The organism is Neptuniibacter sp. SY11_33 (assembly GCF_047778025.1).
In the GTDB taxonomy this organism is placed as follows: Bacteria; Pseudomonadota; Gammaproteobacteria; order Pseudomonadales; family Balneatricaceae; genus Neptuniibacter.
The window spans coordinates 1216081-1241350 of record NZ_CP180543.1 but is presented as its reverse complement, the minus strand read 5'-3'; the positions used below and the strand labels follow the sequence as shown (position 1 = coordinate 1241350).

General features: G+C 43.1%; 20 protein-coding genes. 8 read left to right on the top strand and 12 right to left on the bottom strand.

Going from position 1 to position 25270, the window contains the following annotated elements:
- Positions 1–42: 42 nt before the first annotated feature.
- A complete protein-coding gene (locus ACMXYV_RS05695) occupies positions 43–576 on the bottom strand; it encodes a DinB family protein (protein WP_415890805.1) in 534 nt (177 codons plus the stop codon).
- 104 nt (positions 577–680) lie between these two features.
- On the opposite strand from ACMXYV_RS05695, the gene ACMXYV_RS05690 reads away from it, so the two are divergent.
- Both ACMXYV_RS05690 and chrA read left to right on the top strand, forming a co-directional pair.
- Positions 681–1952, top strand: coding sequence for a glycosyltransferase (locus ACMXYV_RS05690; RefSeq protein WP_415890804.1), 1272 nt, complete (start codon positions 681–683; stop codon positions 1950–1952).
- Positions 1953–2010: 58 nt separating this feature from the next.
- A complete protein-coding gene (gene chrA, locus ACMXYV_RS05685; RefSeq protein WP_415890803.1) occupies positions 2011–3177 on the top strand; it encodes a chromate efflux transporter in 1167 nt (388 codons plus the stop codon).
- A 46-nt stretch (positions 3178–3223) separates the two neighbouring features.
- Here chrA and ACMXYV_RS05680 read toward each other — a convergent pair whose 3' ends face one another.
- From ACMXYV_RS05680 to gorA, 6 genes are all read right to left on the bottom strand, one after another.
- Entirely contained in the window at positions 3224–4531 is a 1308-nt protein-coding gene (locus ACMXYV_RS05680) for an HlyD family type I secretion periplasmic adaptor subunit (RefSeq protein ID WP_415890802.1), read from the bottom strand.
- Positions 4518–6245, bottom strand: coding sequence for a type I secretion system permease/ATPase (locus ACMXYV_RS05675; protein WP_415890801.1), 1728 nt, complete (start codon positions 6243–6245; stop codon positions 4518–4520). Before ACMXYV_RS05675 ends, ACMXYV_RS05680 begins: the two co-directional genes overlap by 14 nt.
- 75 nt (positions 6246–6320) lie before the next feature.
- Positions 6321–12770: an FG-GAP-like repeat-containing protein gene (locus tag ACMXYV_RS05670; protein WP_415890800.1), complete on the bottom strand. Its 6450-nt coding sequence runs from the start codon at positions 12768–12770 to the stop codon at positions 6321–6323.
- 358 nt (positions 12771–13128) lie between these two features.
- Positions 13129–13605, bottom strand: coding sequence for a GNAT family N-acetyltransferase (locus ACMXYV_RS05665; RefSeq protein WP_415890799.1), 477 nt, complete (start codon positions 13603–13605; stop codon positions 13129–13131).
- A 46-nt stretch (positions 13606–13651) separates the two neighbouring features.
- Complete coding sequence (locus ACMXYV_RS05660; RefSeq protein ID WP_415890798.1) at positions 13652–14524, bottom strand: hypothetical protein; 873 nt, start codon at positions 14522–14524, stop codon at positions 13652–13654.
- A 424-nt stretch (positions 14525–14948) separates the two neighbouring features.
- Positions 14949–16307, bottom strand: a complete 1359-nt coding sequence (gorA, locus tag ACMXYV_RS05655; RefSeq protein ID WP_415890797.1) for a glutathione-disulfide reductase — start codon at positions 16305–16307, stop codon at positions 14949–14951.
- Positions 16308–16483: 176 nt separating this feature from the next.
- On the opposite strand from gorA, the gene xthA reads away from it, so the two are divergent.
- Positions 16484–17299 carry an exodeoxyribonuclease III gene (gene xthA / locus ACMXYV_RS05650; protein WP_415890796.1) on the top strand — a complete coding sequence of 272 codons (816 nt, stop codon included), beginning with the start codon at positions 16484–16486 and terminating at the stop codon, positions 17297–17299.
- A gap of 51 nt (positions 17300–17350) precedes the next feature.
- Here xthA and ACMXYV_RS05645 read toward each other — a convergent pair whose 3' ends face one another.
- On the bottom strand, positions 17351–17788 hold the full coding sequence (locus tag ACMXYV_RS05645) for a BLUF domain-containing protein (RefSeq protein WP_415890795.1): 438 nt from the start codon (positions 17786–17788) through the stop codon (positions 17351–17353).
- Positions 17789–17921: 133 nt separating this feature from the next.
- On the opposite strand from ACMXYV_RS05645, the gene ACMXYV_RS05640 reads away from it, so the two are divergent.
- The gene (locus tag ACMXYV_RS05640) at positions 17922–19193 is read left to right on the top strand and encodes a DEAD/DEAH box helicase (protein WP_415890794.1); all 1272 of its coding nucleotides are present in this window, start codon (positions 17922–17924) and stop codon (positions 19191–19193) included.
- Between the two features lie 81 nt (positions 19194–19274).
- Here the strand turns inward: ACMXYV_RS05640 and ACMXYV_RS05635 are convergent, their stop codons facing one another.
- The gene (locus tag ACMXYV_RS05635) at positions 19275–19556 is read right to left on the bottom strand and encodes a hypothetical protein (protein ID WP_415890793.1); all 282 of its coding nucleotides are present in this window, start codon (positions 19554–19556) and stop codon (positions 19275–19277) included.
- 307 nt (positions 19557–19863) lie between these two features.
- On the opposite strand from ACMXYV_RS05635, the gene arsB reads away from it, so the two are divergent.
- The 4 genes from arsB (at position 19864) to ACMXYV_RS05615 (ending at position 23054) form a co-directional block, all read left to right on the top strand.
- Positions 19864–20883, top strand: a complete 1020-nt coding sequence (gene arsB / locus ACMXYV_RS05630) for an ACR3 family arsenite efflux transporter (RefSeq protein ID WP_415890792.1) — start codon at positions 19864–19866, stop codon at positions 20881–20883.
- A 352-nt stretch (positions 20884–21235) separates the two neighbouring features.
- Positions 21236–21781 carry a hypothetical protein gene (locus ACMXYV_RS05625; RefSeq protein ID WP_415890791.1) on the top strand — a complete coding sequence of 182 codons (546 nt, stop codon included), beginning with the start codon at positions 21236–21238 and terminating at the stop codon, positions 21779–21781.
- 82 nt (positions 21782–21863) lie between these two features.
- Positions 21864–22535, top strand: coding sequence for a hypothetical protein (locus ACMXYV_RS05620; protein ID WP_415890790.1), 672 nt, complete (start codon positions 21864–21866; stop codon positions 22533–22535).
- A 186-nt stretch (positions 22536–22721) separates the two neighbouring features.
- Positions 22722–23054, top strand: a complete 333-nt coding sequence (locus tag ACMXYV_RS05615) for a hypothetical protein (protein WP_415890789.1) — start codon at positions 22722–22724, stop codon at positions 23052–23054.
- A gap of 126 nt (positions 23055–23180) precedes the next feature.
- Here the strand turns inward: ACMXYV_RS05615 and ACMXYV_RS05610 are convergent, their stop codons facing one another.
- The 3 genes from ACMXYV_RS05610 to ACMXYV_RS05600 all read right to left on the bottom strand — a co-directional run bounded on the left by ACMXYV_RS05610 (position 23181) and on the right by ACMXYV_RS05600 (position 25263).
- Positions 23181–23723 carry a FlgO family outer membrane protein gene (locus tag ACMXYV_RS05610; RefSeq protein ID WP_415890788.1) on the bottom strand — a complete coding sequence of 181 codons (543 nt, stop codon included), beginning with the start codon at positions 23721–23723 and terminating at the stop codon, positions 23181–23183.
- Positions 23724–23729: 6 nt separating this feature from the next.
- The gene (locus tag ACMXYV_RS05605) at positions 23730–24395 is read right to left on the bottom strand and encodes a hypothetical protein (protein WP_415890787.1); all 666 of its coding nucleotides are present in this window, start codon (positions 24393–24395) and stop codon (positions 23730–23732) included.
- A 262-nt stretch (positions 24396–24657) separates the two neighbouring features.
- Positions 24658–25263 carry a LysE family translocator gene (locus ACMXYV_RS05600; protein WP_415890786.1) on the bottom strand — a complete coding sequence of 202 codons (606 nt, stop codon included), beginning with the start codon at positions 25261–25263 and terminating at the stop codon, positions 24658–24660.
- Between the last annotated feature and the right edge of the window lie 7 nt (positions 25264–25270).

Genomic DNA, 25270 nt, shown 5'->3' with positions numbered 1-25270 from the left:
CCTCAACCTGATTTACAGCATAAGCGATTTTAACCTCTAACGTTAGGCTTCTGGGATAACCGCTAATAGATCAGTCACTGCCAGATCGATATCTTTTTGGCTCAGCATCGTACTCACCTGCCCGCGGTGATGGGTTTGATGATTAAAGAAATGCTGCAGCAGATAGCCAAAACGCTTTTCAAACTTATTACCCTGCATATTGCAGTAAACCAAGGAGTGGTTAAGATCGTAAACTTCGATCTCATCGCATAATTCAACAATGGCACGATCAATCAAATAACGCGCATCGCGTAGCTCTTCAAAATCGGAATAAACTAACGTGTTTAGCTTGGCTGGGCGCTCCATCACTCTTACTTCTTCTAAACTTTTGTAAGTTGATGGATGATCGGCAAAACGTTTTAACCAGATAATATCACCCACCAAAATATGGTTGAGCGTAGCTAAAATAGACCCAAAAAAAGCTCCCTGATCTTTACTAACTTCTCCCTCTTCAAGCTCGCTTGCGGCTTCGTAGATACTTTCATTCATCCATTGGTTATAACGAGCCATCAGCTCAAACTGGTCTTTCAGTGTCATAGTTCCTCCTTAGAATTCATCCATTTAAACAGCAAAAGATGACAACTTATAGAAACCTTACAAATAAAAGGTAGAATGCTGGTTTTTCTTTCTAGGTTAACCCTATGTTTAGCGTTTTAGTCATCGGCTACGTCTGGCCCGAACCCAACTCTTCTGCAGCTGGTAGCCATATGCTGTCACTATTACGCTTGTACAAGCAGCAAGGTTGGGAGGTTACATTTGCCAGCCCTGCCCAAACCACAGAGCATATGATCAACCTAGATGATGAAGGCATCGCTCACTGTAACATTCAACTTAACAGTGATTGCTTTGATCAGTTCATTAGCGATCTTAATCCCGATATCGTGATGTTCGACCGCTTTATGATGGAAGAACAATTTGGCTGGCGAGTAGAAAAGAACTGCCCTAATGCCCTACGCATTTTGGATACCGAAGATCTTCAATGTCTACGTAATGCCCGTCATCAAGCCGTAAAACAAAACCGCGATATGACGCTGACGGATCTATACTCTGATCTAGCCAAACGAGAGATCGCAGCGATCTATCGTTCCGACCTTTCGCTAATCATCTCCGATTACGAAACAGAGCTTTTGAAAAATCAGTTTTCGGTACCAAAGCAACAGTTCCATCATCTGCCTTTTATGCTCGATCTGGATAAGCTGCCAGACCAGGTTCCAAGCTTTGAAAAGCGCGCTCACTTTATGATGATCGGTAACTTCCGCCATGCGCCTAATTGGGATTCTGTACTGGAGATGCAAAGGTTGTGGCCGCAAATACGCCAGCGCCTAAAAGAACGCGGCGAAACCGATGCAGAGCTACATATCTGGGGATCTTATCCACCACCGAAAGCCACGGCGCTAAACAATCCTAAAACAGGCTTTCTTATCAAAGGCTGGGCGGAAGATGCCTACGATACATTTAAATCAGCCCGCGTTTGCCTTGCCCCACTACGCTTTGGCGCAGGTATAAAAGGTAAGTTACTGGATGCGATGGTCTGCGGTACACCAAGCATAACTACATCTATAGGTAGCGAAGGAATGCTCTCTGATCCTATCCAATGGCCGGGAACCATTGCTGATAACGATGAAGCCTTTATCGAAGCTGCAGTAGAGCTATATCTAGATCAGCAAGCATGGCAACGCGCTCAGCAATATAATAAAGCACTGCTACAAAATAGATACGATGGTAACCAAACAGGGCCTGCTTTGATTTCCCGTATCAAAGCGCTGCTGGAAAACCTAGAGCAACATCGTCTACAAAATTTCACAGGAGCCATGCTGAATCACCACAGCCTTAAAAGCACCCAATATATGTCCCAATGGATCACGGCTAAAAATAAGCTGGAAAGCACACTAGAAAATCAAGAAAAGTCATAAACCTGTCACAGTACTGCTTTACTCTGCTAAAATTTTTTAGATGAGAACAGGACAGAACATGGACAAGGTTTGGGAAGTCTTTTGGCGATTCCTATTATTGGGCTGCACCAGTTTTGGCGGCCCTGCTGCACATATCGGTTACTTTCAAAAAGCCTTTGTACAAGAGAAGAAATGGATCGATCAGGATTCCTACGCAAGGCTAGTTGCCCTTAGTCAATTTCTACCGGGACCTGGTTCAAGCCAAGTGGGTTTTGCATTGGGCCTAAGACAAGCGGGCCTTTATGGCGGTATTGCTGCATTCCTTGGTTTTACACTACCCTCTTTCCTCATTCTCTATCTACTTGCCACAACTGATACACAAAACAGCGGTAGCTTTCTAACGGGTGCCGTTCATGGACTCAAGCTGTTAGCCGTTGTCGTCGTTGCTGATGCAACGCTGAGCATGCAACGCAATTTCTGCAAAGATAACCAATCACTCAGCATTGCTATATTCACCGCTGTGGCTCTTCTAATTGCCCCTTCTTTGTGGACGCAAATGGCCGTACTGCTTATCGCAGCGTCGGTAGGTATCTATCTTAAAAAAGCGGAACCGACTTCATCTGATAAAGAATCAGAAGAAGAAATTACAAAAAAAGAACAACCGGCAAAACTGCCGTTAATCATCTTCGGCCTACTGTTTATTCTGATGCCATTATTCGCCCTTGTTTCTGACTGGGCAGCACTCTTTAACGCGTTTTACCAAGCGGGTAGTTTAGTGTTTGGTGGTGGTCATGTAGTCCTTCCGCTTCTGCAACAGACCCTTGGCGAAGCTGTAGATCCAGACCGTTTTGTCGTCGGTTATGCAGCAGCCCAAGCCATCCCTGGCCCAATGTTTACCCTTGCAACTTTCCTTGGTGCGGATATGCAAAGTAATGCGGCTTTAATGGGAGCCATCATAGCAACGCTAGCTGTTTTTCTACCGGGTTTTTTACTGGTATTGAGTCTACAAGGTGCTTGGGAGTCATTAGCGGCTCAACCTAAAATTGCGGATGCCGTTTGGGGGATTAACGCAGCGGTCGTGGGTTTGCTACTATCTGCTCTGTACCAGCCAGTCTTTATCACCAGCGTGACCTCTGGATTAGATATGGCATTGGTGATTATCGGCTTCTTTACCCTACAGAAATTTAAGCCGCCGATCTTGGCGCTTGTAGCAGGGTTTGCAATCGCTGGATGGGCTTTTTTCTAACTAGCTCAGCGATTTGTTCGAGGTAATTACCTTAAGAATAGAAATGTTAACTCTCTTTAAAAGCGCGATTGAAGCTCGCGCTCAAAGGATCTAACAAATATTCAATCGGTGTTCTTTTACCTGTAAGAATCATAACCTCAGCAGGCATACCGGGATACAAAAACTGGCCCGCTTCCCACTCTGACAAATCACCTGTGATCTTCACTTCTGCTTCATAATAAGCGTCCGCAGTTCGCTCATCTACAAATCGATCAGCTGAAACTTTTGTTACTTCTCCTTCTATAGGATGGAAATTACGGCTGGATAAAGAAGTTAAACGCACATTCGCCGGCAAACCGACTCTTACAATATCTATATCCATTGGACTTATTCTAGCTTCAACGACTAATTCCTTTTGATCTGGAACTATTCCCATCAGCGCTTCACCGGGGCTTACCACAGATCCGACAGTATGTACCTGAAGGCCCACAACTAATCCAGACACTGGCGCTCGAATATCAGTTCGCTGAAGAATGTCTTTAGCCGCTAGAACTTTCTCCTCTAAATCAAACAAAATTGATTGAACTTCACGTAATTCCTGCACGACCTCACTATCGGCATCGGCTCTCAAAGCCTTTTTGCGAAGATGTGTTTCCGAGATCTTTTGCTCACTGCGAGATATAGCTGCTCGATTTTTACTACGTTCACCCATCAATTCAGCTAGCTGGCGACGCAACGCATTTAAACGAATCTTCCCTTCAGTTATGCCTTTTTTCTTTAGCATTAGATAGCTATCAATATCCTCCTGTGTAATAGCTATCCTTTTATTCAAATAGTGGATTTCGCTGGTAAGCCCCGACTTTTCGGCTTCGTATTGAGCTACCTGCTTATTTAGCATCGCCTCTTTTTCACTCAACACGGTTTTCTTTTCTTCAAATATTCGTCTCTGACTCTCTAAAATATCTCTAACATCAGGGTTTTGGGTTGAGACTAAATGATTTGAGAATGTGATTGCTTCTTCTTGTTGTTTTTCTGCCTCTAATCGATCCAATAGTGCTATTTCAGCAAACTGCCTCATCTCCAAAATACTTAAAGTGGCCTTAGCTTGAGTCTTATCCAAGCTAATTAAAACATCTCCTGCCCTTACAAATTGCCCTTCAACAATTTGGATACTTTCAATTAATCCTCCTTCTAGATGCTCTATCGATTTTTGTTTCCCTTCTGAACTTAGCTTACCTACTGCAATGGCAGCGCTTTCTAATGGCGAGTAAATCGCCCAAATAAAAAACAGCCCAAAGGATAAAAAAATGACATAAGAAGCCAGACGGATTTGAACACCTATTCCGGGGGGCTTTATCTCATCAAATGCTGGCATTATTGCGCCCCTCTCGCTTAGATAAGATCACTGAACCCTTAGCCTCTTTTCTAACAGGCTTGTGAGGCTTCATTAACTCTTCTTCCGTTCCGAAAGCTTTTAATTCTCCATCTTGAAGAATCAAGATTTTATCCATTTGTTTGAGAATATTTGTGTGATGCGATATTACAATGGTTGTTATAGAGCCCTGCTTTAACGCAAGCAGGGCTTGAAGCAATTCCTGCTCCCCCGCTGAATCAAGGTTTGCATTCGGTTCATCTAACACAACAACACTAGGTTTTTGATACAAAGCCCTAGCTAATGCAATTCTTTGGCGCTGCCCAGACGATAACTTTGCTCCATTAGGGCCTATATGAGTTTCATACCCCTGTGGTTGGTGCATTATAAGATCATGAGCATGTGCTAACTCTGCTGCCTCAATAACATCTTCAGGCTTACCTGGAACAAGCTTGGCAATATTATCTTTGATCGTCCCTGTAAATAATTCAATGCCTTGCGGTAAGTATCCAATGAATTTGGATTTCTCTTCATCACCCCATTCGGAAATATCTAAACCATCTAATCGAACATGGCCTGAGTTGGGCTTGAGGTTTCCAAGAAGCAATCGAGCTAAAGTGGATTTACCTGCTCCCGAAGGCCCAATGATGGCTAAACTTTCTCCAGCATTTAAGCTAAAGCTAACCCCTTTGATACAAGCTTGTTCTTGATCAGAGTAATTAAAGTCAACTTGCTCAACACAAATATCTCCCTTTGGTTCAGGTAAGGACATCGATTTTTCTTGAAGATCGTAGCCCAAAAAATGCTCTTCTAACCGAAGTAAAGCCTCTTTTGCCTGTGCTGCCATGCGCCAAGATGTTATGGACTGATCTACAGGTGCTAATGCGCGGCCGACTAAAATAGAAGCTGCAATAATGCCACCAGCCGTCAACTCCCCACCAATTGTTAACCAGGCACCAGCTCCCATAATTAATACCTGAATGCTCATTCGACTAGTTTTGGAAATAGCAGCAATCAACCCACTATTATTATCCACAGGGGACTGAATGTTAGTTGCTTTCGACGCTGCTGATTGAAAGCGATTAACAACTCTGTCGGACAAACCCATAGCAGAAATCAGATCAGAATTTCTAATAGCCATCTCAGCTTGATTCATCGCTGCTATTTTTAATGGACCCGATTCATGTTGGGATATAGTCAAAATGCGATCATTAATGAGAGCAAGTAATAAAAGGAAAGCCCCGCCGGTTAATGCGATCCAACCCAACACTGGATGAAGAAAAAATATCGCGACTAAATAGATACAAGCCCAAGGGCTATCGATCAAAGATGTAATAGAATGGGAGCCTAAAAAGTTTTTTAGTGTATCTATATCCCTATTAGACTGAATCGAAGAAGTTTGTCCCGAGTTTAATCCAACAAAAATAGACTGCTTGAGCGCATGACCCGAAAAACTATCAGCAAGCCACTCACCTAAGTTTTTTAGCAATCTCATTCGAATGGCTTCAAGAATGCCCCAAACTGCTATCGCGCCTAAGGCAAAAATGGAAAGAAACAACAGTGTGTCAACACTTTGACTTGTAAGTACCCGATCATAAATCTGCAACATATACAGAGGGGTAACTAGCATAAGAAGGTTTATGAAGAAGCCTATGATGCAGGCCGCCCATATACCTTTTTTAACGGTATTCCGTGCAAAAACCAAAGTAGAGTCCAAAGCAACTCCTTTTGTTATCCATTCATTAGCAACGGGTATAACCGTGTTTAAGTCTAGATCATAAAGGTGAATTGTTCAGACGAGCCAATCAACACTCGTTAAGCTGATTTCATCAAAAAATACATTACTGACCGATGAGTTAAACTCTACGCGATCTACATCTGTCATCGAGCTGAAGGTAGCATCAACCACTTGAGGGCTTACATTAACCACTTCGCTAGAAACCTGTACGCCATCCTTGTAGCCTGTCAAAGTCACCTGCCCAGCAGATGTATAAGACGCCATTAGCATTCCTGCCAAATCAAATTCACTGCCATCTGCACTTTCAATAGCATAAGTATTGCCACTGTAGCCTAAAGAGAGCGCATTAGAGGTGCCCGAAGCAACTTGCATGTTATACACACCATAATTACTCAGATTACCGCTCAGGTTGAACTCATCCAGCTCACTTACGCCAAAGTTCGTAACCAAGAAGCCTTCGTAACCATCCTGATCTATACCGTCTGATGCACTATCATCGAATTGATTCACTACATAGGCTGGCGCGGTGTTTGAACTTGGGTGATCAATATCATCAAAGCCTAATATTATATCTCCGCCCGAACTTTGGTTATTTGAGCCATCAAAATCACCAGCAATAACGGCTGAAGCTGAGCCCTGATTATCAGTCATAGTTTCGCTAATTAAGAAAGTACCATCACCTTCATTAAACCAAACTTTATCGCCACCTGAATCATTGTTAGCGTAATAATCAAGATCTCCATCACGGTCAACATCCACTAATGCGCCATGAGAATTGGTTCCATCAGTCGATGTACCAACAGTCTGTTGCAACGTGAAACTGCCATCACCATTATTCAGCCAGATCTCGTCGCTGGAGCCATAATTGGCAACGACAGCATCAATATTCCCATCCGAATTCAGATCACCTAGTTCTACGTAGGAAAGCACCTTGGTTGCTCCAGATGTGGAATTAAGCACCTGAGCACTTTGATTGTATGTACCATCACCGTTGTTAAACCAAACAGTGTTATCGCCTAAGTACGTGCCAATCACTACATCAAGGTCACCATCACCATCCAGATCTGCCATGTCCAAATCATAACTTCGGTCCGTTCCGAATGTGGTGAATTGTGTAAAGCTGCCCGTTCCGTCATTGAGTAAAACCTCTGCGGCCAATCCTCCACCATTGCTGCTGTTAGCAACAACTACATCTAGGTGGCCATCACCATTAACATCTCCAGCCTCAACTGCTCGGCTTGCACCACTGCTAGCAGTTACAAAGATGCTGTTGGTGAAATTGCCACTGCCGTTATTTAGCCAGAGCTTGTCATATCCACTCCAATAAGCGCTGTAGATATCTAAATCGCCATCGCTATCAAAATCAGCTAAAGCAACATCCCAGCCATTATTAGTATCGTTAAGATTTTGCCCCAAGCTAAACTGCCCAGAACCATCATTAAGGAAGATCAAACTATTAGAAGTATCATTAGCCGTAACGACATCTAAGTCGCCATCACCATCAATATCTGCCGCTTCCATACTGCGGGTTTTACTTAAATTGATAACCTGACCAGTGCCGGCCAACGTAGCCCCATCACTGAGTAAGACACCAGTGGCGCTATTGTTGAATCTACCAGCGAGGAGTACGTCATCGGGAAGTGAAGATATTTGAGGAGGGTTATCCAACCCTGTAATTAGACTGCCGGTATTAATTAGATCATTCAGAATACCAACTGTATCCAAAGCACCAGATTGCGTTAAGTCGTGCTGCCAAAATTCCAGCGTTTGATCGATTAAACCATCACTATCAGCATCCACTGACAAAGATGATAAAGTTCCATCAAAAGTGATGTTAATAATACTGGAAAGGCTTTCACCCGAATTCCATAGGCCCGAACTGTTACTAAGCAGACCGGTAAAATCTATAACATCTCCTTCTACCTCACTGAAATCGTATAACCGATCTGTACCCGTTTCTCCTAAGATAAAGACGAATTGGTCAGCCCCAGCATTGCCCCATAAATAATCATTACCTATACCACTAGACAACCAGTCATTGCCTGCACCGCCATGTAATGCGTCAATTCCAGCATTACCGGTTAAAAAATCATTACCTTCATCACCGTATAAGAAATCATTATCTGAGCCGCCGATTAGAGAGTCATCACCAAAACCGCCATGTAGACTGCCAGCACCATCAAGCCCACTTATATCAACTTGATCATTGCCTGAACCGCCATCGAATCCATATAAACGCTCTAAACTGATCAAATTAAGAGCTATACCGCCCAAAGTACCTTTTAAAGTCCCATCAACTCCTGCAGATAGAACAAAGGCCTCACTGCTTACCCCAGATAAGTAAACCCGATCACTACCATCACCACCATCAACAGTGTCCGATGAATCAAAGTCTTCAATACGAAGGAGATCATTACCAAAACCGCCAGATAAATAATCATTCCCAGTATTCCCATAGAGGAAGTCATTACCGGAACCACCGTATAGGTAATCATTCCCTGCACCGCCATACAGGGTATCCGTTCCCTCATCACCATTTAAATAATCAGAGCCATCAGCTCCTGTTAAGCGATCGTTGCCATCACCACCAGATAAATCTGAGTAACCCAGAGGGGTTAGACCACTAATATCAACTTGATCATTCCCTGCCCCACCATAGAATGACTCAAGTGATTCGATATTATTTAGATTAAGGGCTATACCTCCAATACTTCCCTCTAAAAGGCCATTAGCATCGCCATTCAAAATAATATCTAAAGATGTACTCGTATCTCCAAGTATTACGGTATCTAAACCCAAACCACCATCTAATAAATCCGCACCACTTAAATCATCTAAAGAGAAATAATCATCACCATCGGTTCCGATTAGTTGATCTACACCTCTACCACCATCTAATGAAATCTGTTCTTGCCAAATCAGGCCACTTGCATCTACTGAATCATTTCCTGAACCACCGTAGAACTGGGAAATTTTTTCAATACTGATGAGATTAAGAGTTCTGCCATCCTCTGCTGTACCTGCTAGATTGCCTTCGCTATCAGCATATAAAGTTAAGCCAGATATAGGAGAATAAAGGCTGGTAATAATCGCGCTATCTATACCTGCACCACCATCAATGACATCCTCAGGAGTCAGATCGTAAACATAAAAAAGATCATTACCTTCACCACCTTCAAGAATATCAATGCCTCGAATTCCCTGAAGTGTATCGTTACCACCATGTCCTACCAGATGGTCATTGGTATCGCTGCCTACTCTTAATAAATCATTAAATTCTGTGCCATCAGTAGCACCAGTAATTGTGATTGTGGCCGTTTGTAAAACACTGCCACCCTGACCATCCTCAATGGAGTAGCTGAAGTTAATCACTTCACTTTGACCTGAAGATAGAGCATCGTACTGATCTGGGTTTACCTGGAGACTATTAGTGCTTGCATCGAAAACTACACCAGAACCATCTCCACTAATCAGCTGAAGATTAGAAACAGTTAACAGATCTAAATTTGTATCGATATCTTCAACGAACTGTAATAGATCGATATTGTATGGTTGGTCTTGCTCAGTATGCGTATCTACAATTGCCTCTGAGACCGTTGGAGCATCATTTTCACCATTGATGGTTACTTTTACATGTCCCTCAGAGCTCGCACCTTCATCATCTAAAACCGTATAGTTAAAACTGAACTGAGCCGTTTCGTCAGTACTCAGTCCTTGATACGTGTTCCCAAAATTAACGGTGACTATTTCATTATCATAATCAACGAATAACGAAACACCTTGCGGTAAACCTCCATCATCGAAACCGGTTATGGATATAACATCACCATCCAGATCCAAATCATTTGTTAAAAGATCAGAGAACGTGAATACGACGGAAACTTCATCCTCTCCAACAAATTTGCTATCGATTGCTGTGATTGGAGCACTGTTAGGGATGACATTTGTAGGAACAATTTCCAAATCATCGAACAAGATTGTTTGTCTATTGCCGTCGGCCCAAGTTTCCACGCCTTCTTGAGCTTTGGTATGTACATCTACCCTCGATACTTGATCGAACCCCACCACTTCAACCAAGTGAGACTGAGTGCCATCTATTACCTGCTCATGGGATGAAATTAGGACACCACTTTGGTCATACCCCCGTAGAATTAGGGTTGTTGTATAGCTCCCGTTAACAGAAAACTCACCCGAGTTGAAGTCAAAAAGTGAACCACTTTCCTCGCGAATAGATAGCCCGATACCTTCTGCAGCATATAACATTGTTACATCACCAGAAGCAGCATCCGTCATGTTATTGAAAAAAGAGATTGATGAATTTTCATCAGTTTCCCAGAATCTGATATCAGTGTTTCCGGATGAAGGGGTATATAAATTACTGAAAACAAAACCTTCATAAGGAGCATCTATCACACCTGAATAAGTATCTGATTCCAAACTTTCAAAATTTAAGAGCACTGCTTCAGGAGTTACAACAAAACCATCTATATCACCAACCGAAGCCGAATCAATTTCATCCGTTAAATTCTGTCCCGTATAGAGATCAACAACAGCTGAGATCGCCTCAGTAGATCCATCATCCGCAGCACCCTCCAAAGAATTAGCAACTTCGCTTTGAGCAACCTGAGTAACCTGCGCGATGGATGTAAGCAATGCCTCACCAGAAGAAACCCCATCCAACAGAGCCTGAGTCACATCATTGCTAGCTGTAATGACTGTCGCAGCCCCTTCAACGAGTTCACTTGTTATCGTAATACCTAAGGTTTGCGCGGAATCGTTAATCAGGCTTTCAATTTGTGCGCTGTCGCTAGAAGTAAGATCATAGCTGCCGTCATAATCCACTGCGTTTAGATCATTAACGATTTCGGTAAACACAACATTGATATTTTGCGAGATATCAGAGGCTCCAGCCCCTTCAAGTAGATTGGCAATCTGAGTCACAGTATTGAGTACCTGTGATGCCATCGCCATTACTGATTCACCATCAGCATTACCCGCTAATGTCTCAGCAACAGGATCGATATTCAGTAGATCAGCATTTGTATCAATACCAAAACTGGATTTCACCAAATCCAGTGCTGTGGCTTGAGACATTCCTGTATCTAACAACCCTGCCACAATTGTTGATAACGCGGTAATAGCTGTAGCACCACTCGGAGCTTTCAGACTACCTTCAAAGGCTAAGTTAGTTGATATATCTATGCCGCCACTCAATACTAGATGTCCTGAGCCAGCATTAGTCAGGGTAAAGCCACCAGTGCCATCCGTTGTATCAGAGGCCTCCCCAGCAGTTAATTGACCATCATTATCATCATCAGAGAAAACTGTTGCCCCAACGATATAACCATCGACACCAACCCCGCCACTATAATCATCACGTCCCTGAATAGTTATGGAGGCTGTTTGAGCAACACTACCTCCATTACCATCTACGATATCGTAGCTATAAGTCAGTTCTAAATTTTCACCGCCAATCAAATCATCATATACAGACGGCACAACATTAAGCTCATTACCATTGAGGGTAATACCACTGGAATCACCAGACAGTAACTGAAGATTAGTTATATTGAGGGAATCGCTGGTATCTATATCACTAGCACCTGATAACAGATTGATACTGAAACTGTCAGCATCTTCATTGGTGAAAATCGCTAAAGGAGCCCCCACTTCCGGGGCATCATTTTCACCCGTAATCGTTACCGTTACCCTACCTGTAGATTCGCTACCGTTACCGTCTGTAATGGTGTAAAGCACGGTGTCAGTAGCACTTTCACCTTCTGCTAAGTACTGAAATCCATCAGCGGGATTATATTGGATCGATCCGTCTAGATTGAGTGTAAATAGTCCTGTCGAATTAGAGGTATCCAGACTGGTAATAGCTAAAGAATCGCCATCAAGATCTAGATCATTTTCCAGAACATTTACGTTTAGAACATCATCCTCAGTAGTACTAACTGAATCATCAACTGCTAACGCTTCATTATTACGACCATCTAAATAGAATGTGTAGTTTGAGAACTGAATGGCTTCAATGCTTCGAAGTATGTCGGTACCTTCATCAATTACTGTTCCATCAGGTAACTCAAGGGAACCAGCCTCAAAAATAAGGTGCTTCCCCCAACTATCTCTTAGTACCAATAAACCATTTTCATCTACATAAGCCTGAACTAAGCCTTCGTAGGTAGCAGTATCAAAACCTCTACCACCATTGATATAGTCGTTGCCTTCACCACCGGTAATTAAATCATCACCACCACCTGCAAGAATTAGGTCATCCCCACTACCAGCATCAATGGTATCGTCACCTCTTCCTGCGAGTAGAACATCATCTCCCCCTCCCGAATCGATAATGTCATCTCCGCTACCTGAAAAAATGAGATCATCACCTGAGCCGGTAGTTACTACATCGTCCCCTTTACCAGTAAAGACTTTTGCATCATCAGCGCTCTCAGTCGTATCGACAACATCTACACCTCGACTTCCGATCACAGTGTTACTCATGATGCCTCCTCATCCCTAAGGGATTTTTCTTATTAGTTTAAGAAAATATAGTTGCAGAAATTCAAACAAGCTCTTCCTAACCACAATAAGGTTGCCGTTTAATGAATGAGAGCTCAGAAATAATTAATAGATAGGCAATAACTAAATGCGAGGACAGTTAGATTAGTCATTTGAATTGCAATGGATAAATGCAAAAGGAAATCACAAATATGTGAAAACATTTGCAAATATGAAATGCACTTGAGAGATAAGAATATGCCTATTTATTCTAAGGCATACACTATTAAACTATGTGGCAGGTAAGATTATTTAAATAATTGCTCAATCACCCCGACGCTATAAAACCTGTCAAAGGTTTCTAGCTATCTTGAATGCGATCAATCTCTAGTTCATAAGTCATGAACTTGCTTCCCATCAGCTCGCTCTCGTATACATTTTTCGACAACTTCTTTAAGAAGTTATATTCAGGTCGCGTGTGGAGGAAGTGAATGAAGATCGTTTTGTGACCCAACTCTTTAGCCCAACGCATGATTTCACGAAATATCTGTTTTCCTATACCCCAATAGCTGTCGTCGATGACAATAGCGATCTCATATTTTCCTTCTTCCAACTGAATCCCACACCATCCTGCTAGCATGTTCTTAACTTTAATCGCTCTAACCCTACAACCCTCAGCAGCATCAACCTCTATTTTCTCCTGAATCCAATCAGTCACCATCTCAAGATTAAATAGGTCATGATCTACCAGATGCTCCCGTGTCGATGGCTTATTTAACACAGGTAAAAACTCTAGCGGCTCAATCTCGGTAAATTTTACGTATTCTAAAGAATGCATATGACCTTCAATAACTTGTTAATCGCGCAATAAAAAAACGCTCACTTTAAGGCCGGTCTACTTGTAACGAATGCCATAAGCGTTTATCACCTATCAACGCTCTGGTTTCATCCGAAAGCAACGGATTCGTGAGTTTAAAAACTTTCCGATGCTCTAGATTTGCTTTGGCAATAATATCGGCTGTAATCGGGTGTTGATCAAAAAGCGCTTGGAAACTTCCATTATCGATCGCTTTATTTAAACCTTCAGTAAGTCTGCTATGGAGCCTTTCATTTTCTCTATTCACAAAGAAGAACATCGGAGCGTGATATTGAACCAGAATATATCGTTCCACTTCCAAATTCGGTTTATCACTGATCTCTACCCAAGGCTCATGCAAGGCTCTTAAAAACAGGTCAAAACGTTTGTTTACCAGCATCGAGTGCAGAGTATGAGTCAAACCTGCCATCACGTTCATGCCGTTTTCACGCAAAATTACCGTATCCGGCCAATCATGCCCCTGCCCTATAACAATACGTTGTAACTGCTCTTTGGAAATATCGGGTGAAAACTGACTCTGATCGCCCTTACGAATAATACCAATGCGGTAGCCCATCAAACCTCTTAACAGAGGCACAGGTACCGCCCTTAGCCGATACTCCAATTCAACTGATGTCATCCGCCAAGCCACGTCGATATCCCTATCCGATTCAATCAACGTTGAGGTACGACTTTGCGGCACCTCTAAAATCACGGGCAGAACTTTATAGTCGCCGTAGGTATCGCGAGTGTTTTCTAAGGCTAGATCTAATAGATCGAGGAAATATTGCTGTTTAGCATCAGCATATTTTGTAGATGTAGCGTAACGAACAGTATCTTTTGCGAAGCTTGGTTGAGCAGCAATAACTATATAAAAAAGAACGAAAAAAACAGGTTTCATAGCAAGCCCCTCAGACTATAAAACAAGTATAGACGAGCTTTGATCAATCGATTCTATCGGGACGAAGAGAAGAAAGTCGAGCAACAAAAAAAGCCGATGTATTTAAGGAACCTGCGAATAAGTCTCATACTTTCTCAGTGGGTTATAAAACGACCAGATACGCGAAAGTCAGTGCAGTGAAATGTCTAGACCTTTTCAAACTGACTGACAATGTAGATGGTCGTTTTAGAGCCACCCTGCGGGGCTTACAGAGCAACCGAATCACTTTGTTAATGATTTTCGACAGGCAACCAGCATGCCTGTAATCATTGCCTCGTGCTTCAATTGCTCTGTAAGCCTGTACCCAAGGGGCATAGCAAAGTCGTATAGGACTTGTTCGCAGATTCCTTTACATCGGCTTTTGGTTTTCCATAGAGGAGAAAAATTAGTTTGAGCTTGGCTCACGCATAGTAACAAACTCTTCAGCAGCCGTTGGGTGGATACCAATCGTGCTATCGAAGACCTCTTTCGTTGCACCTGCTTTAAGAGCGATACCGATACCTTGGATGATCTCACCCGCATCTGGGCCAACCATGTGGACGCCCAATACCTTGCGGCTATCTGCATCCACCAGCATCTTCATAAAGGTACGCTCTTCACTGCCGCTGATGGTGTGTTTCATCGCACGGAATTCAGATTTGTACACTTCGATATTGTCGTACTGCTCCCGCGCTTGCTCTTCGCTTAAGCCGACAGTGCCGATATTAGGCTGACAGAACACAGCAGTTGGGATTAGATCGTAATCTACTTTCTGGTTTGCACCTGCATATAGGTTACGTACCAATGCCATACCTTCTGCAAGCGCAACTGGTGTTAGCTGAACACGGTCAATTACATCACCTACAGCGTAAACAGATGGCACATTGGTCTGGAACTCATCGTTAACTACGATAGCGCCGTTTTTACCTTGTTCGATACCTAGCTCTTCAAGACCCAAGCCCTGAACCTTAGGGTTACGGCCTGTCGCGTACATAATCTGATCTGCTGCGATTACAGAACCATCAGTCATGGTCGCCAGTAGAGAGCCATCGGCTTGTTTCTCTATCGATTCAATATTGTTGTTAAACTGTAGATCTACGCCTTTCTTCGCTACTTCTTTGGCAGTGAATTCACGAATCTCGTTATCGAAACCACGTAGGAACAGATCACCGCGGTAAGCCAAAGTTGTTTTCGCACCTAGGCCTGCAAAGATGCCAGCAAACTCAACGGCGATATAACCACCACCTACGATCAAAGCGCGTTTAGGAAACTCTTCTAAGTAGAACACTTCGTTAGAGCTGATAATGTGCTCTTTACCTGGAATATCCGGGATATTCGGCCAGCCACCTACAGCAACTAGAATGCGCTCAGCAGTGTATTGTTTATCGCCTACAGCAACCGTGTGCGCATCGACCAATGTTGCGCGACCGTTAATCAGCTCACAACCCGAGTTCACCAATAGGTTTTGGTAGATACCGTTTAGACGCTCAATCTCTTTGGTTTTGTTGTCACGTAAGGTTGGCCAATCAAACTCCATACCTTTGTGAGTTAGACCAAAACCTGCCGCTTCTTCAAAGCTTTCTGCGTAGTGAGATGCGTATACAAACAGCTTTTTAGGTACACAACCTACATTTACACAAGTGCCGCCAAGGTGGCGATCTTCTGCAATGGCAACTTTAACACCCATGCCTGCTGCCATACGTGCCGCACGTACACCGCCTGAACCCGCACCAATTACAAATAGATCAAAATCGTATTCCGCCACAATCGGCTCCTTTTCTTGTGTCAATCTTCAATGTGCTCACTGTACTGAAACCTGAATATGAAGGCCAATAAAGAAAGTTAAACACCCCGATAGAATTTACTAATTCATTATGAGTATCCATCCGGCTAAATGTTCACTAAAATCCATTTTTTATTTTTGTTCAGGATTGCGGCCTTATGAAACTGATTTGCTTTAACGTTAACGGACTACGTTCCCGCCTTCACCAACTACAAGCGGTTATCGATAAGTATCAGCCAGACGTCATTGGCCTGCAAGAAACCAAAGTGCACGACGAAGCCTTCCCAATGGCGGATGTCGAAGCGATGGGTTATCACGTTGAAATCCACGGCCAAAAAGGTCACTACGGTGTTTGTCTGATCTCGAAAAAGCCATTGAACAATGTACAAAAAGGCTTTTTAACCGATGAAGAAGACGCTCAGCGCCGTATGATCATGGGTGACTATGAAACTGACGAAGGTAATGTAGTAACAGTATTGAACGGCTACTTCCCTCAAGGTGAAAGCATCACTCATGAAGTGAAGTTCCCAGCGAAACGTAAGTACTATGCCGATCTACAGAACCACTTAGAAACAAACTACACACCTGATCAGAACATTGTGGTGATGGGCGATCTAAACATCTCACCTGAAGATAAAGATATTGGTATTGGTGAACCAAACCGTAAGCGTTGGTTAAAAACCGGTAAAGCCAGCTTCCAACCAGAAGAGCGTGAATGGTATGGCAAGTTAACGGGCTGGGGCTTAACTGATTGCTTCCGTCATCAGAATCCAGAGGAAGATCAAGTATTCAGCTGGTTTGATTACCGCTCACGTGGTTTTGATGCCGAGCCAAAGCGCGGCCTGCGTATCGACGGTATTCTGCTGACAGCGCCACTTTTAGAAAAGTGCACTGACTCAGGCGTAGATTACGAAATTCGCGGCATGGAGAAACCATCTGACCACGCACCAATCTGGGCAGAATTAACGGTTTAGATAAGATTACTAACTGGGCTAGCTTAAAGCGATTGACTTAAGCAGCCCTGTTTATGGCAGATCAAAATACTTAGTGTCCATCTCGCTAAACTCAACCAAGGCATCATGGGCAAGCTGACCATTAGGGTTAGACATTCTCAATAAGCGCTTCACCCGCTCATCCAAATGCTGGTAAGAGCTTTCATCCCCTGTACCTAAAAACCTAAAGCCCATCCGCCAACGGGAAAACTCACGTTCAAACAGATTATCATTGGTGTAGATAATATCCATATCTCGATGACGCTTATCTGCTTTGATATCTGCGGCAATCTGCTGGATGGAGGCTTCCGGCCCTTCAAGTACCTGAAAGAACAGCGGAGGGTCAAACAGTAACAACCCTGTTAGTTCCAAACGCTTATTTTTAGCCCGAGACTGAATCATCAGTTCCCTTAAACCTTCCAACGTAAATTCATCAACTTGATGGCTGATATAAACAAACTGATGCAGCATCCATCACCTCAGTATCATGACCTCAGAAAACTGTGACTCCCTAAATCAGACGAGCTCAAGAGCAATCTTCTGATAGCGACTTCTGTTAGAATAGCCCATCACTTTATCTTCCACCTTGAGTTATCACTTCAATATGTCGTTTTCTGCGCTTGGTCTATCTGATTTTCTGCTATCTGCACTGTCTGATTTAGGCTACGAACAACCTACGCCTATTCAGCAACAATCTATCCCGGTCACACTAGAGGGAAAAGATGTCTTAGCTGCAGCAGAAACAGGCTCAGGCAAAACAGCAGCATTTACACTGCCGATTTTACAAAGTTTAGCGACAGCCCTACCGCCACGTAATAACTTAGTGGCCGCGCTGGTTTTAGTACCTACGCGTGAATTGGCTGTACAGGTGGAAGAAGCGATTCGTCAGTACGGCCGTAACTTCCCAAGAAAGCTTAAATCTCTGGCGATTTACGGCGGCGTATCCATCAATGCTCAAATGCAGGCGATGCGTGGTGGCGCAGATATTGTAGTCGCGACACCTGGCCGTTTGATTGATCTATTCGAGCGTAATGCAGTCGATCTACGTAACGTCAGTACCCTAGTACTCGATGAAGCCGATCGCATGTTGGATCTAGGCTTTGCCGATGAGCTGGATGACATCCTTGATGAACTGCCAGAGCAACGCCAAAACCTGCTGTTCTCCGCGACTTTCCCAAAAGGTGTGCAGGAACTTACCGACGATTTTCTGGATAACCCAGTCAAAATTAAGATAGAGCAAGAGAGCACTATCCCAGAGCAGTTAGTACAACGTGCGATTGAGGTAGACCATAACAACCGCACGATGCTTTTAAAACACCTGCTTAAACAGCAACACTGGGCGCAGGCTCTGATCTTTGTTGCCAGCAAACGTGCTGCGAACAATGTCGAGATGAAGCTCTACCGCTCAGGTATTCAAGCTAAAACCCTACATGGTGATCTAACACAGAAAGAACGTAACCAAGCGCTACAAGAGTTTAAATCAGGTGAATGTAAAATCCTCATTGCGACAGACCTTGCAGCCCGTGGTATCGATATTCCGAACCTACCTTGCGTGCTTAACTACGATCTTCCTCGCGCCCCTGCTGATTATGTTCACCGTATTGGTCGTACTGCCCGTGCTGGGGAGATAGGTGAAGCGATCTCCTTTGTCGATCACGAAGGCGACGCGCACTTTAAACTGATCGAGAAACGTACTCAGCAAAAGATACCGCGTGAGCAAGTCGAAGGCTTCGAACGCTCTAAAGAAGTACCAAAAGAAGTGCTAGCTAATAAAGGTAAAGCACCGGTTAAAGGCAAGCGTAAGAGCAAGAAGGACAAACTACGTGAAGCTGCTGCCGCGGAAAAGAAAGGCAGTGTGAATCCTTGGAAGCGGTAAAAGTCAGATAAAGACGGTAGACCTCGGGCCTGAATCGGCTAGGTTCGGCCCTACTAACCGAGAGACTATATGGTTTAAAACTCAGTGCATTGAAAGATCATCATCCACTTTCGAGCACAAATCATCGGCATACTGCTCAAGCGCCGTCTCATACATCTCTTTCCAAGAGTTAAAACTCGTGTGGGTTTTAATCACTCTATCAAGGTGCTCGTTTTGTGTATCGGGGTAAAGCGCTGACTTCATTTTGCACTTATGCAGCATTTGCCATAGGTTTGTGAAGCAACTGTTCCTAGATAGAAAAGCCCTAGGGAATAGCTTTTCCAGCTCACCATCATCTAGATAACCCTCTTCAATTCTCGTCATCACAAACATCCTTATCACCAAAACAATACACACACATAGTGTAGGCTTAATTTAATAATGTATGCCATGAAACTTAGGTACTCGCCCAAAAGGTTTAAGAATTCGGCTGCATTAAATAACCGTAGGGTGCAATAGCGAAGCGTATTGCACGTTTAACAGGCTCCAAATTGGTGTAATACGCTCTGCTATTACACCCTACAAAATCATGTAAAACTCCATGCATAAAATATACGAAATTACACATATATGATTTTCCGTATATAATCTAAGTTCTCTTTCTTACCAACAAGATTAGGTTTTTCGCTTTATGGGTATATTCGAACGTTTCCTCACCCTTTGGGTAGGTGTCTGTATTCTGGCGGGTGTCGTACTGGGAAATCTTATTCCAACCTTCTTTGAACAGATCGCAGCGCTAGAATTTGCTCATGTAAATCTGGTGGTAGCAGTGTTTATCTGGGTGATGATCTATCCAATGATGGTACAGATCGACTTCACTGCACTACGTGATGTTGGTAAACGGCCAAAAGGAATCGCGCTGACGCTGGTAGTTAACTGGCTGATTAAACCCTTCTCTATGGCCCTATTAGGCTGGCTATTCTTCCGCATTCTATTTGCAGATCTGGTCGATCCAGAAAGTGCTAGTGAATATATCGCAGGTATGATCCTACTGGGCGTCGCTCCATGCACGGCTATGGTATTTGTTTGGAGTCAGCTTACCAAAGGCGATCCTAATTACACCTTGGTTCAGGTATCGGTGAATGACGTGATTATGGTGTTTGCCTTCGCACCGATCACCGCCTTTCTTCTAGGTGTGAGTGATATCAGTGTGCCGTGGGATACCCTACTGCTATCCGTCGTGCTGTACGTATTATTGCCGCTAATTGCTGGCATCTGGACACGGCATAAACTGGAAAAAGCAGATAACGGTCAGCGCCTAGAATCATTTTTAGCCACGCTAAAGCCTTGGTCGATCCTCGGCCTACTAGCCACTGTGGTTCTGTTATTTGGCTTTCAAGCGGAGAAGATCGTTAACCAGCCGCAATCGATTCTACTGATTGCTATCCCGCTGTTGATCCAAACCTACGGCATTTTTGCACTGGCCTACTTTGCCGCGAAGTGGATGAAGCTCCCGCATAACATCGCAGCTCCTGCTTGCATGATCAGTACTTCTAACTTCTTTGAGTTAGCGGTTGCCGTGGCGATCTCGCTATTTGGTCTACATTCCGGTGCAGCATTAGCGACTGTGGTGGGTGTATTGGTGGAAGTACCGGTGATGTTGTCGCTGGTAGCGTTTGCTAATAGGACTAGGCATTGGTTTCCTTCTTAACAACGGCCAAAAACAGTCTAAACCAGCTAAGATCGGCATAAGCAAAGGCCACAATTTTCTACACTTCTCAAACATCCCTATCTCTGTCAGTATTGGATTGACTAAGGAGATAGGTTAGCCCACCTTAATGGATTAATGTGAATGATTTTTATAAATAGCCATTTTTCAATTTTGACATAGGAACACGACATTTTTTCGCCTTTCTACAAACCCTCGATTTTCATAAATCCATAATTAAGTATTTAGCTTCAATGGGTTAAAGACCATTCCTGATTAATTTTAATTTTGTGATATACGACAAGATATCGCCTTTCCACGAATTACTTATCGGATATTTAGCTGTTAGGTTTCTATGCGAGAATTCAACTTTCCCAAAGCGATTACACTCCGGCTAGACTTGGATCGCGAGGATAAAGCTCGAGGTTTTCCGTCTTCAGCGGAAGTAGATTTACCCATTATCGAGAAAAACCGATCTGAAATACTTGCAGCAATGATTACGATTGAAGATCGAATTATTGAGGCCATGAGCAAATACTTGTTCAAAGAATCCAAAGATAAGCGAGATTATTTTATAAATGAGGTCATTGGTACATCAGACTTCACTTTCTCATTTAAACGAAAGGCATTTACCAGAATGCTTGAACAGTTCAAACTGCTCGATCCTGATGGTATTAAGAAGTTAAAGGCAAACCTGAATAAGCTTATGCTGTGGAGAAACGCCTTCGCTCATGGCGAGGTAATACACGATCACCATGATGGCTATGTCCTCAAATATTACAGTGGCGGGCACCAAGAGCTGATTTTGAATGATGAGTTTTTTGAGAAGGCCGAAGAAACATTCAGGAGCTGTCTATATGTATGTAATGGAATTATTCAGTCTCATGAACTCAAAACCTAACAAGCGGAGTCATTGGGACGTAATTTACGCTGTGCTTCAATTCCGTCCATGCTGCAAGCGTTAACTCCTATAGGAGGGGGTTTTGGAAAGTAGAAAAATCATTAACTCTTTAATGGAAGAGTTAGGCAGCAATTCTCTGGATGAGCTGGCTGCCTTAACTGGATTGAAGCTTGCGACATTAACAAAGGTTGCTGCTGGAGAACGAGAGCTAAAAGAAAAGCAAATTGTATCCATGATCGTTAACTCAATGAAAAAACATTCTGAGATTTCGATTTCAAACTCGATAAAGCCTATAGTCGAGTTTTTTGAAATAGATCATGCTGAGTCTAAGCGTGGAGCATACTGGGAGATTTTGCCAACAACGATAAATGGTAATTCTCGCTATGATCAAATTCGAAAAAAGCTAAACTCTAGCCAAGGGATATACTTTTTCTACAACTCTGCAGGAAAAGTTATATATGCAGGAAAAACAGAAACGCAAGGTTTGTGGAAGGAAATGAAAAATGCGTTTAATCGCGATAGGGCTTCGCAAAATGTATATTTGGCGGAGCACCCTACACGAGGAATATTCTATCCGGCCAGTGAAAAACCTGTGCAAATAAAGAAATCGAATGTGTATTTGCATGATTTGGCATTCTATTTTTCTGCTTATGAAGTAGATCCATCGTTAATTCATAATCTGGAAGCATTTATTGTTAGAACAATCCCCAATGATATAACAAATACAAGAATGGAAAAATTCAAATATCAGTGAGTTAACAAGGAAAGCCGGCAGGATTCACTAACGTGAGCCTCTGCTTTGGGCGTTAGGTTTAGCATGAGTACAGATTACAATTGGAAGCGCGCAGTTTGCGATACTGTGAATATCCAATAATTGGGGTCAAGGTACCTTTACATAAGTTATAATATAACTTTTCGTGTCAGCATTAAGGCTCTACCCATGTCATTTAAATTTTTCTATACCGACTACTCTACTGATAAGCATGTACGCTCGGATGAGGCTGTATCTGAAACCTTAGAGAATGTGATCGAGCATATGCAAAGTATGCTGAAAGAGCCGGATAACTTTATCGGTTTGATTGATGAGAACAATCTGATGCTGCAGTTTATGGTTGAGGATGATGGTTCGATTCTGGTGGATGTGCCGATGCATGAGCGTAAAGGTTCGTTTACTAAACATGCTGATCTGAACGAGTCGATTGTGATTGTACGCAGTCTAAATGATGAGATTGTGTGGGAAGAGATCGACGGGTTACAGTTTAAAAACTGGTAATTTCAGTGAATAAACCGTTCTGCCTTCCCTTTTCTTAATACCCTTGATTCGGTATTTTATTTCCTAGAATAAAGCATTGATCATAAAAAAGGCCGCTATGGTAGCGGCCTTAGAAACATTAAGAGATTATCTACCTCCTAATAACCTCTTTATATCTCTGTTAAGAGGTAAAACGAAGTCATGGGAACTCAACACAATATTATCAACCGTTCTCACTAGGCGAGCATTCACATAAAGGTTTTCACCACCTATAGCGTATGTACCAAGAAGGACAGCCTGAGCATCATGCTGTTGAGAGATATTTTGAAGCTGGCGAGACAACATAAACTCGCCTGCACGTTGCTTGATAAACAAGCTATCACGCATTTTCACTTCAATGACTTTATAGCCTCTCTTCGTAAGGCCAGCAGAGATAACTTCTGCAGCCATTCGGCCGAAAGTAGATGAAGAAGACAGATTATCAATATTGGCAAAGCTTGCTGTCATAATTGCTTGGTCTTTAGATAAAGGCGAAAGCAATTTATTGAATAAAGGATTCCGCGCGTCCGAGAGAACACCAACTAAATCAACTTTTTGTTCAGTAGGTTTACTGCGAGCAGCCTTATCACTTGCACAACCAGCTGTAATCAGTGTTACCCCAATCAATAGAGCGCTAAGTAGTTTTCTCACTGTTTATTACTCCTGATCGGTTAATGTGACTGATTTAGTGGATATAGCACTTGGTGCATAATGGGAAGCATCACCACCATTGATGTAATAGATATTTGATGAAGAATGCAGGATACGATTCTGCTGAGTAACTGTCGTTGTGATAATCACTTCTACATTTGAGTCTTTAACCCAGTTACCACTGGTTACATCAGCACCAACTGCTGCAGGAATTAATAGCTTAGCCGGTGTGGTCCATTTATCGATAGCGTGAGCTGCTACAGCTACTCCGGCAGTTAATAGTGACCAAGTACCTACAGGAGCGCGAACACTATCTTTGTCTGTGTGCTTCACCACATTTACTTCAAAAGACACATTTGCAGCACCATGAGCCGTAGTAAGTACTGTCGCACCGTTTTGCACTAGCTGACTAGTCAGTAAATTTGCGTAGCCTTGATAAAATACTTGAGATGCATCGCCGCCACTGACGTGTAGTGGCATACTGTTTCCTACCGAACCCGCAATTAGCTTAGCTTCATGCTCAGCTAGAACATTCCAGTGATGAGCTGCCTGCATCTTTTGCTGTTGTGAAATTGGGTAAGTAGAAGGGAGTGGAGACTGTGCGGTGTTTGCTTGAAAACAACCTGTCAGGATGCTGGCCGTAGCACCCAAAACGATAATTTTTTTAACCATTTTAATTCCTTGTTCGTCGTCCGCTGCGAACTTTAAGTGGGCTCGTAAGAACTACGAGCCAACGAATATATCTGGAACAACTATGTTCCGTAGAAGCAATCCTACTTTGAATAAATTAAGTGTCAATCTATAAAAAGAAGTGAATTCAAGCAGATACAGTCCTACTGACTATAAAAAACAATAGAAACTTAATATATAAAGCGCCTGTTCTAAAAACAGGAATTGTTCAGATAAAGTAAGTTTTCTCCTAGAAGCGGATCACTTATAAAGCGATCCGTAGTGCTAAACCAATCATAACTAAACCACTCACTTGATCAATCTCTTTGGCCTTTTTCTGTAGCGCTTTGATCACTTTCTCTTTCGATAGCACCACCGCCACGCTGCATAGCCAGAGCATATCGATACATACCACTGTGCCCATATAGATCAGCTTTTCGGTCACCGATTGATCCGCTGATACAAACTGCGAGAACAGTGCGATAAAGAACAGCGCCAGTTTCGGATTTAAGACAGAGATCATCACCCCATCGCGCACCGCTTCTGAGTATGGGCCTACAGCTTTGTCTTTACCGAAGTTGGCATTACCTTTAGAGCGGATCGCTTTTAAACCAAGCCATGCTAGATAAAGCGCACCAACATAAGTTATTACTTGGTAAAGCATTGGGTGTTCTGATACTACAACGCCCAATCCCCATAGGGTTAAGATCGCCCAAACCGCTACACCGGTTGAGTGACTCACTGCGGTGATCACCCCATGTTTACGGCCATTTCCTAATGTCTGACGCAATACTACCGCCAAGCTTGGGCCTGGAGACATAGTGCCTAATAGACATACAACAACGAATGAAAGCCAGATGGCCAGTGTCATGGGAGTC